The 10,415-nt window shown below is 47.3% G+C and carries 8 protein-coding genes; 5 read left to right on the top strand and 3 right to left on the bottom strand.

Annotated elements, in window-relative coordinates:
• The 3 genes from speA to NZ772_06995 all read right to left on the bottom strand — a co-directional run.
• Positions 1 to 1,404, bottom strand: a 1,404-nt coding sequence (gene speA, locus NZ772_07005; GenBank protein MCS6813306.1) for a biosynthetic arginine decarboxylase, incomplete at its 3' end; no start/stop codon positions are given.
• Positions 1,405 to 1,694: 290 nt separating this feature from the next.
• Entirely contained in the window at positions 1,695 to 1,865 is a 171-nt protein-coding gene (locus NZ772_07000) for a hypothetical protein (protein ID MCS6813305.1), read from the bottom strand.
• Between the two features lie 36 nt (positions 1,866 to 1,901).
• Positions 1,902 to 3,233 carry a SpoIIE family protein phosphatase gene (locus NZ772_06995; GenBank protein MCS6813304.1) on the bottom strand — a complete coding sequence of 444 codons (1,332 nt, stop codon included), beginning with the start codon at positions 3,231 to 3,233 and terminating at the stop codon, positions 1,902 to 1,904.
• Positions 3,234 to 3,682: 449 nt separating this feature from the next.
• Between NZ772_06995 and NZ772_06990 the strand changes: the two genes are divergently transcribed.
• The 5 genes from NZ772_06990 to gpmI all read left to right on the top strand — a co-directional run.
• Positions 3,683 to 4,042: a hypothetical protein gene (locus NZ772_06990; GenBank protein ID MCS6813303.1), complete on the top strand. Its 360-nt coding sequence runs from the start codon at positions 3,683 to 3,685 to the stop codon at positions 4,040 to 4,042.
• A gap of 451 nt (positions 4,043 to 4,493) precedes the next feature.
• Positions 4,494 to 5,102: a peroxiredoxin gene (locus tag NZ772_06985; protein MCS6813302.1), complete on the top strand. Its 609-nt coding sequence runs from the start codon at positions 4,494 to 4,496 to the stop codon at positions 5,100 to 5,102.
• A gap of 287 nt (positions 5,103 to 5,389) precedes the next feature.
• A complete protein-coding gene (locus tag NZ772_06980) occupies positions 5,390 to 7,399 on the top strand; it encodes an AarF/ABC1/UbiB kinase family protein (protein ID MCS6813301.1) in 2,010 nt (669 codons plus the stop codon).
• Between the two features lie 155 nt (positions 7,400 to 7,554).
• Complete coding sequence (locus NZ772_06975) at positions 7,555 to 9,255, top strand: ATP-binding cassette domain-containing protein (protein MCS6813300.1); 1,701 nt, start codon at positions 7,555 to 7,557, stop codon at positions 9,253 to 9,255.
• A 139-nt stretch (positions 9,256 to 9,394) separates the two neighbouring features.
• On the top strand, positions 9,395 to 10,415 hold a 1,021-nt coding region (gpmI, locus tag NZ772_06970; GenBank protein MCS6813299.1), incomplete at its 3' end, for a 2,3-bisphosphoglycerate-independent phosphoglycerate mutase.

The following is a 10,415-nucleotide window of genomic DNA, read 5'->3' as shown; positions in this document are numbered from 1 at the left end:
CTCTAGATCATCGGGCACATAGTCATCCTGTTCGCGCAGCTTACGGACGATCGCTAGGATTTTGCCACAACAAGCCCAGTAAAGTAGCTCTGCCCTTGCCCGTTCCCGCAGGCTAATAGAGCCATATTCAAACTGGCTAATGGCAACTTCTTTGAACTTTTCCGCATCGTGATAAGCCTCTTGGTAGTTATCTAGGCCGATGGTAGTGTAGGTTTCGTAAAGATTACGGATAATCAAATGTTCGTCAGCACGTGCAGGTTCAGGGGTGCCTATGGGAATATCACTAGTACCCAAGACATTGAACACTAGCACAGACTGGTGGGATGCAATCGCCCGACCACTTTCGCTAATCAGGGTAGGCATAGCTAGCCCCTTTTCTCGACAGGCATCTCGCACTTCCGCCACGACATCATTGGCATAGTTCTGCATGTTGTAGTTCTTAGAAGCGTAGAAGTTGGTCTTGGAGCCGTCGTAATCTACACCTAGCCCGCCACCGACATCTAGATATTGCATCTTGGCTCCTAAGCCAGCTAGCTCCACATAGATGCGGGCAGCTTCACGAATGGCATCCTTAATGACCCCGATCGAGGAAATTTGGGAGCCGATGTGAAAATGCAGCAGCTGTAGACAGTCCAGCATGTCAGTGTCTCGTAACTGATCCACAGCAGCAATAATCTCAGGCACTGTCAGGCCAAACTTGGCACGATCGCCCGTCGAGCAGCCCCAATGTCCACTCCCCCGGCTGCTGAGCTTAGCGCGCACTCCCAAAATCGGTTTAATACCTAGTTTACGGCTAGCATCGATTGCCATTGCCACTTCTTCAATCTGCTCAATGACGATAATCGGCGTTTTACCTAGACGCTGCGCCAGGATAGCAGTCTCAATGTATTCCCTATCCTTATAGCCATTGCAAATCAGCAGTGCTCCGGGTGTTGTTAGGGTAGCCAGAGCAATCAGCAATTCTGCCTTAGAGCCTGCCTCTAGGCCAAACTGATGAGGCTGCCCAAACTTCACCAAGTTTTGCACCAAGTGACGCTGTTGGTTGCACTTGGTAGGATACACACCCCGATAGACTCCGCTGTAGTTGTAGCGAGCGATCGCCCGAGCAAAGGCCGCATTTAGCCGCTCAATTCGGTCTTCTAAAATGTCAGAAAAGCGTATCAGCAGTGGCAACTCTAGATTGCGACATTTCAAGGCATTGACTAGCTCATACAGATCTAGCGAACCACCCCGCTCCCCCTTAGGAGAAACTGTCACATGCCCGGCATCGTTAATAGCAAAATATGGCTCGCCCCAGCCATTGATGCGATACAGTTCTTCACTGTCTTCAATCGTCCATGCTCGCGATCGATGGCTATCTGTAGGTAGTAGGTCATGCCCAGCCTCATGGGTGTAGTGATCCATATTTAGTTGTGCTGTTGCTTCCATCCCCATCAGTCACCTCCGTAGCTACGATCGCATTGCTAGTCCCTAGATAGTCTAAACCCCAATAGTGTTCAGAGTAAGTTTACTTGGTAATTCGGTCGCTGCTAGCATCAACTCAATCCACAGGCTAGTTGGGATGTTCGTGGAGCAGGTTGTGAAAATCCCGTATTTGCCTGAATTTGCCCAAATGGGCTGTAAACTTTCGGATATGGTTGCACTAGTAATTGCGTAATCGTAGCTTTAGGCACCAGACACATAATCGAACTGGTTCATTTGATACCTAATAGCGTTAAGAAAGCCTTGCCTGTGAAGTATTCGATCGCCACTAGCGCTACAAACCCAATCATCGCCGCTCGACCATTCAGCCGCTCTGAATAGTCACTAAAACCGTACTTTGGTTTGGGAACCTTGGGAATAACTGTCGGTTGCGGCGTAGTCATAACCGTCAATCAAACTAGAGAATATAACGACAAACCCTATTCTACTCGCATAATGATCAGAGTCATATCATCCTCATTGCGATTGTTGATGCCGATAAACTGCTGTACCTGGTTAAACAAGTAATCCAGCATGGTTTTAGGGTCATAGCCATGCTGACAAGCCAGCCGAAAATGATGAATTAGCCCCTCCTCATCAAAGCGCTGACCACTGCGGTTAGCTGCATCGGTAAATCCATCGGTGTAGTACATTAGAACATCACCACTGGCCAACTGCACTTGGCTGTCTTGATACTGCGTGTCGAGATCTAGCCCAATCAACATGCCCATCGTATCTAACCGGCGAATGGATTGTGTTGCTGCTTGCCAGAGCAGAGGTGGGTTGTGAGCAGCATTGCTGTAGTAGAGAATTTGGGTTTTAGGATCATATTCTGAGTAAAACATGGTTACAAACCGATTAGAGTTTTCTAAGTCGGTATACATAACCCGATTCAAATGTTGCAAAATTCGAGCTGGAGAATGACCATTCAATACTTCTGCTCGCAGCATTCCGCGCAGCATGGTCATAATTAGTCCAGCAGGAACACCCTTCCCCATAACATCACCGATCGCAAATCCCCAGCAGTCAGTTTCACTACCAACCTCTCGCTTGCCAGGAAGTTGCTCCTTATGGGTAGGAATAAAGTCATAATAATCACCACCCACACGGCTAGCTGTTTTGCACCGCGCCGCTAACTCAATGCCTTTAATTTTTGGACAACTTCTAGGTAATAACTGGTGTTGAATCTCAGCACCAATTTGTAACTCCCGATCCATACGTTCCTTTTGCCGTAGCTCAGCCGTAAGCTCGCTATTGGCGATCGCTACAGCCGTCTGATCTGCCACTAGTCGCACCAGCTTCTGTCGTGTCTCTGTCCACGTATAGCCTGGAGTACGACTGAACACATAAAGTCGCCCACGTTCCGTATTTTTGACTAGGATTGCCGTGCCAAACAATTGCACATCAGAACCCAAGAAGTGGCTGATTTGGTGATCTAGAGCAACAGTGGTCTTGCGTGCAGCAATTGCATTGCTCAGACTGGCAGCCATAGCTGGTTCAGCCATTTGACGAGCAGCCGCCTCCAACGCCTTACGAACAGCAGACATTTCTGATCGATCTTGGCAATGCAACCGCTCCAATCGCACTTGACCGTTGGGCTTAAACAAAATCAGAGCACTGCCATCAGCATCGGTTACCCGACAGGCCATCAGTGGAATCAGTTCTAAAAACTGACTAAGGTTGTTAAAGCTACGTAAGGCAAAGCTAAGAGAACTAAGTAGATCTTGAATCTTATGATGCTCCCGTTGCAACTGACTCACCAGTTCCTTCATAGCCAAGACAGAGGCGAGGTCTTGCGACACATCACCAATTGGCTCGACAGATGATGGCGGGTGTGAAGTAGGCACAGTAGATCTTCCAGGACTGGTTAACACGGCAACAGGCTAGAACTAAGAGTGACTCACTGACACAGAATAGAAACAACTCAGAGCTTGGGTTAACGACACATCATTATGCGTCAATTCCCGAAGATTTCTGTAGACTTTGGCTAAGTCAACGGCACCTAACATCTGGGACGAAAACCTAACCCCAATCTTAGCGACAACAAACCTGGCTACTTTGTCTACAACTAGCCAAGCTTTCCTAGCGAGGGCAAGACAGCCTGCCTAACCCCCATGAACAGCATGAGTCACTAAGGTCGTCTACAGGAGTTACTAGATAATAGTAAATGGATGTTAGCAGGATTATCCAAGCTTGACTTTAAAGTTTTTGGGAGTATTCCATGAATTTGAGCTTAAGTGGCCGCACATTCTCCATCGAACTGGAATGGTATGAACAGTTGCTATCCTTCTATCTCCAGCGGACGATCGACATAGCAGTTTCCCATGTTGAACGGGTAACTACCGAAGAACCCATGAGCAACTGGGCTGAACTACGCGCTCCGGGGACATTCATCCCTGGCATTATCAAAGCAGGCACTTATTACACTACCAAGGGAAAAGAATTTTGGTATGTCACTCGTAGTATGGATTACCTCACCCTAGAGTTACGGGATGAACCCTACCGCCGAATTATCTTGACGGTTGATTACAGCCAAGTTTGGGCAGAGCGTATCTCAACAGCAATCGCCGCTAGTCTGTAAAGTACTCTCTCAATGGTGCAAAAACTCCTGCCATCCAGCAAATTTGCTGTTCTCACGTTCTCAACAGAGATTTTTTTGAGAAAACTGAAAGATTTAGCCAGAGTATTGAGTAAGTCACCATCCCAGACTTTTTTAGAAGGGGCTTGAAAGAGCTGTTGCGCTACCAAGAAAAGATTTCACAATAAACAACAAACATAAAAAAATGATAAAATCCATATCCATTACGATGTTGTCACCTCAAGGTTGGTGCATACGTGCAGCTACGCACTGAGCAACTAATTGTTGAGTGTGTTTCAACCTATACGCAGGTTTCTAGGTGGCTGAATAGCAACATTAGTTAATCTGCTGCTAGCCTTTTGCCGACTCTACTACGGTAGTTAGCCTATTGCTAGGTCGCTGTTGCTGCATTGCAGTGGTGACATTTATGAATAGTTTCTAGGAGAAGCAACTCATGACTGATCAAACTCAAAGCTGTCTGCGTGTTGGCCAGACTGCTCCTGACTTTAGCGCCACAGCGGTAGTTGATCTAGAATTCAAGGAAATTAAGCTATCTGACTATCGGGGTAAATATGTGGTGTTGTTCTTTTACCCACTAGATTTTACCTTCGTGTGCCCTACGGAAATTACAGCCTTTAGCGATCGCTACGACGAATTCAAAGCTCTCAACACTGAAATTTTGGGGGTCTCTGTAGATAGTGAATTTTCCCACTTGGCATGGATTCAAACCGATCGTAAGTCGGGCGGCTTAGGCGACCTCAATTACCCGTTAGTGTCTGACATCAAAAAGGAAATTAGTACGGCCTATAACGTTTTAGTACCAGAGGCTGGTATCGCGTTACGTGGCCTATTTATCATCGATAAAGAGGGGATTGTTCAACACGCCACCATCAACAACTTAGCATTTGGTCGCAGCGTTGATGAAACCTTGCGGGTATTGCAGGCCATTCAGTACGTGCAATCTCACCCAGATGAAGTCTGTCCGGCTGGTTGGAAGCCTGGTGAAAAAACCATGAACCCTGACCCAGTTAAGTCTAAAACTTTCTTTGCAGCCGTTAACTAGGTTCAGTTGATGATGCTAAGTCTCCGGCGGGTGGCCAACTGGTGTGACCAATCGTCGGAGATTCACGTTTTAGAGTCGTGTTTTTCACGCCAGTGCCCAGCAACCCTGTCAGCCTGAATTTAACTAGAATGAGCATTAGTTGTTACAATACTTAACATATTCACCTCATCCCCATCATTGCCATGAATTCTAGTTATGCTGAGCTACGAACTGATCATACCCGTGCATCGAATTCAGTTCTTTCTGCAAACAATGGCGTTGGGGAGCACATAAGAGAGCGAGTGGATATTACTTACCGCAATGGCACACATGCAGCAGGCTCAGTGACAGTGACGATCGACAGTGAGCCTATTCCTATCCACAATGGCCATACTCCGGCGGCAAATCTGCGCTCATCTACACCACCCGACAATAGCGATGCACCTCGTTACGACCCTGAGCAAATTATTGCCTATTATCGACAAAAACCTCTCTTGGTATGGCGGCGGTTAGCAGCTATTATCCTGCCGATCTTGCAATTTGTGCTTGCAGTTTGGTGGGATAGCGTTACTGGCAAGGTCAAGATCAACCAACCTCGACGAGCAGTACAGCTTCGGGAATTACTGACGCGGTTAGGGCCGGCATATATCAAGGTTGGTCAAGCCCTTTCCACTCGTCCAGATTTAGTTCCTTCTACCTATCTAGAAGAATTAACGCGGTTACAAGACCAACTCCCAGCGTTTCCAAATGAAATTGCTTATCAGTTCATTGAGGAAGAATTGGGCGATCGTCCCGACCAACTCTATGCTGAGTTGAGTCCAATGCCAATCGCAGCAGCATCACTAGGTCAGGTTTATAAAGGCAAACTTAAGACAGGTGAGGTCGTTGCTGTTAAGGTGCAGCGTCCTGGCTTAGCAGAAAGTATCACTCTTGACCTGTATATTCTGCGCAATTTAGCTGCTTGGGCAAAACGCTCTGTTCGGTTTATTCGCAGTGATTTAGTTGCCATTTTGGATGAGTTTGGTGCCCGAATTTTTGAAGAAATGGACTACATCCAGGAAGGATACAACGCCGAACGGTTTGCCCAGTTGTATGGAAATTTACCCGACATTTACGTGCCCACCATTTATTGGGCTTATACCAACCACCGAGTGTTAACAATGGAATGGGTTGATGGCATTAAGTTAACCCATACCAAAGAGATTCAGGCGAATGGTATTGATGCTAAGCACTTAATCGAAATTGGTGTGCAGTGTTCGTTGCGGCAGCTCCTAGAGCATGGTTTTTTCCATGCAGATCCACACCCTGGTAATTTGCTAGCAACACCTCAGGGGAAGCTAGCATATTTGGATTTTGGCATGATGAGTACCATCAAGCCCTATCAGCGGTATGGCTTAATTGAAGCAGTAGTGCATCTGGTCAACCGAGACTTTGAATCCTTAGCAAAGGACTACGTAAAGCTAGAGTTCCTTACACCAGATACGGATCTGCGTCCGATTATACCTGCCTTTGCCAATGTGTTTGGGAATGCCCTCGGCGCAAGTGTAGCTGAGTTGAACTTTAAGAGCATTACTGATCAGCTTTCGGACATTATGTATGAATATCCCTTCCGGGTGCCAGCTTACTATGCGTTGATTATTCGATCGCTCCTAACCCTAGAAGGTATTGCCATCAATGTAGACCCCAATTTCAAGGTTTTGAGTAAGGCCTATCCTTACATTGCCAAGCGGCTGTTGACAGATCCTGCCCCAGAATTGCGAGCATCCCTGCGCGATTTGCTATTTAAGGATGGCAAAGTGCGATGGAATCGGTTAGAAAATCTGCTAAGGAATGCTCGTAACAGTCCAGACTATGATCTGAACCAAGTGTTGGAACAGTCAATAGAGTTTCTATTCTCGGCACGAGGTGAATTTATTCGCGATCGCTTAGTGGATGAAATCGTAAATGGGATTGATGGATTCAACCGCAGTTTGCTGCAATCCTTAGCAGTAGTATTGCGCGACCGAGTTGGGCTGCACTTAGATGTTCCAGAGGCACCTGCTGCTGATCACGATACCCTAGAGCGATTGCAAACCATTTGGCAGATTTTAAGTGAATCTCGTGGGTTTGATCCTATGCATATTGTGTCCTTGGTGCCTAGGGTACTTATGAACCCAGAAGTCCATCGCATGGGGCAGCAAATTATGGGGAACTTGGCGCAACGTACCTTGGCACGTCTCATCCGAGAGTGGCTGTTAATGAGCGATGCGGACAATGAGCAAATGCCATCGCCAGTGGAACACTCGTCAGAGCAAGGAGCGATCGTAATCGCAGCCTAGGCATAAGCCTAAGAAATTAGTTCTATAACGGATTAAACCTTGTCAAGACTTGAATTCAAGCAATTCTTAATTTATTCTAAAGCAGCATCATAACGAGACGCTATGGTGAGCTATCGTCGTTTACGTTCTTGCTGAACCGAGTTAGTGGTAATTCCATGCTTCGTCTCGAACACATCAGCAAAACCTATCCAACTGGTGAAGTCTTAAAAGACATTAACTGGGAAGTCAAGCCTGGCGATCGCATTGGTTTAGTGGGCGTGAACGGTGCTGGCAAGTCTACTCAGCTAAAGATCATTGCTGGAGAAATCGAACCTAGTAGCGGTGAAATTATCCGTCCAGCTAGTTTGCGCATTGCCTATCTAACCCAGGAGTTCGACGTGGATCCTAGCCGCACTGTCCGTGATGAACTGTGGCGTGCCTTTGCTGAAGCGAACCAAGTGCACGAAGCCCTGCAACGCGTGCAATCTAAAATGCAAACCGCTGATCCCCACACCCTTGAACAGTTGATTCATCAGCTAGACCGACTACAGCGTCAGTTTGAAGCCCTAGATGGCTATAGCTTAGATGCCCGCATCGAGAAAATTTTGCCAGAGTTAGACTTTACGCCAGAGGATGGGGATCGCTCTGTTAGAGACTTTAGTGGTGGCTGGCAGATGCGGATGAGCCTAGGCAAAATTCTGCTGCAAGAGCCAGATATCTTGCTCTTAGACGAGCCTACCAACCATCTCGATTTAGAGACGATCGAGTGGCTAGAAACCTACTTAAAGAGCGTTGATACGCCAATGGTAATTGTTTCCCACGATCGTGCCTTTCTGGATCGCCTCTGTACGCAAATTGTGGAGACTGAACGCGGCGTTTCTACGACCTATCTAGGCAACTACTCTGCCTATCTTGCCCAGAAAGCAGAACAGCGCACTGCCCAGATGAACGCCTACGAGCGACAGCAGAAAGAACTGGAAAAACAGCAAGCATTTATTGATCGCTTCCGTGCCAGTGCTACTCGCAGCACCCAAGCTAAAAGCCGGGAAAAGCAACTGGAGAAGATTGAGCGAATCGAAGCTCCCGTAGGTAGCGTCAAATCCTTAGTCTTTCAGTTTCCACCAGCCCCTCGCAGTGGTCGCCAAGTAGTGGAGATCAAGAACCTAACCCATTTTTACGACGATAAAATCTTGTTCCTAGGAGCATCCTTGGAGATTGAACGTGGGGATCGCATTGCCCTTTTGGGGCCAAATGGTTGTGGCAAGTCAACTCTGTTGCGACTGATTATGGGCATAGAGCAGCCTGCTGAGGGAACCGTGCGGCTAGGAGACCATCACGTGATCCCCAGCTATTTTGAGCAGAATCAGGCAGAAGCCCTAGATTTGACCAAAACGGTCATTGAGACGATTCATGATGAAGTGCCGGATTGGAAAAACGAAGAAGTACGTACATTACTAGGACGATTTCTGTTTAGTGGAGATACGGTCTTCAAACCAGTAGGTGCCTTGAGTGGTGGTGAAAAAGCTCGACTGGCGTTAGCAAAGATGTTGTTGCGCCCAGCTAACTTGCTAGTTTTGGATGAGCCAACGAATCATCTCGATATTCCTGCTAAAGAAATGTTGGAGTTGGCATTACAAAACTATGATGGTACAGCGATCGTGGTTTCCCATGACCGCTACTTTATTAGCCAAGTTGCCAATAAAATTGTTGAAATTCGGGATGGAGAGTTTCGAGTTTATTTAGGTGATTATGCTTATTACCTAGAGAAAATTGCTGAAGAGAATGAGAAAAAACGACTAGCGGCGATCGCCGCTGAAAAGGCAGCAAAGGCTGAAGCTAAACGACAAAAACAGAAGGAAAAAGCAAAGAAAAAATAGATTGATCAAGTTTTAGTTAAAATCGGCTCTACACTATAGCAATCTTGAATAAAATTCAGGTTTCCTATAGACGTTGGGGGGTAATCAGGCAGGGTGGTATGATTGCGAAAACATTCATAGGTCACGAGGTAACCTAGGTATGACACAGGGCATAACGCAGACAGTAACTGTATCTCCTGTGGTGCTGATCATCCTAGATGGATGGGGCTATCGGGAAGCAAAAGAGGCAAACGCGATCGCACTTGCCAATACCCCGGTCATGAGTAGCCTGTGGGAGGCATACCCCAGCACCCTCATTCACACATCAGGCCGCGATGTGGGGTTACCTGATGGCCAGATGGGTAACTCTGAAGTTGGACATTTGAACATTGGTGCAGGTCGAGTCGTTCCCCAAGAACTAGTGCGTATCTCTGACGCTGTTGAAGATGGATCCATACTGCAAAATCCAGCCCTTGTGCAAGCTTGCCAAACCGTTATTCAACGCAACGGTAAACTGCACCTAGTGGGACTTTGCTCCGATGGGGGTGTGCATTCTCACATTAGCCACTTAGCAGGGTTGTTAAAACTGGCAAAGGTTCAAGGGGTTGCAGATGTCTGTATTCACATGATCACAGATGGCCGAGACACTAAGCCGACCGATGGCAAGCTAGCGTTGCAAACCATTCAAGACCAGATTGAGACAATTGGCGTTGGGCGTGTGGTTACCATTGCAGGCCGTTACTACAGTATGGATCGCGATCGGCGCTGGGATCGCGTGCAACTGGCCTACGACGTAATGACCCAGGACGGCGACGGAGATGGACGCTCGGCCTTAGATGTGTTGCTAGATTCCTACGAGAACGGTAAAACCGACGAATTTATTGTACCTACCCGCATTGCTCGTGGTGCCGTCGAAGCTGGCGATGGTGTGGTCTTCTTCAACTTCCGTCCTGACCGTGCTCGTCAACTAACCCAAGCATTTGTGGATCCAGAATTTAATGGCTTTGAACGACAGCAGATCCAGCCCTTGTCCTTTGTAACCTTTACCCAGTACGACAGTAAGTTGCCTGTAGCTGTTGCCTTCGCTCCTCAAAATTTGGACAATATCCTAGGAGAGGTTATTGCTCAGCGAGGGTTACGCCAATTCCGCACGGCTGAAACTGAAAAGTACGCCCACGTCA

The organism is Cyanobacteriota bacterium, from assembly GCA_025054735.1.
GTDB lineage: Bacteria > Cyanobacteriota > Cyanobacteriia > SKYG9 > SKYG9 > SKYG9.
The sequence above is the reverse complement of the archived record's forward strand: the minus strand, read 5'-3'. Positions and strand labels throughout refer to the sequence as shown.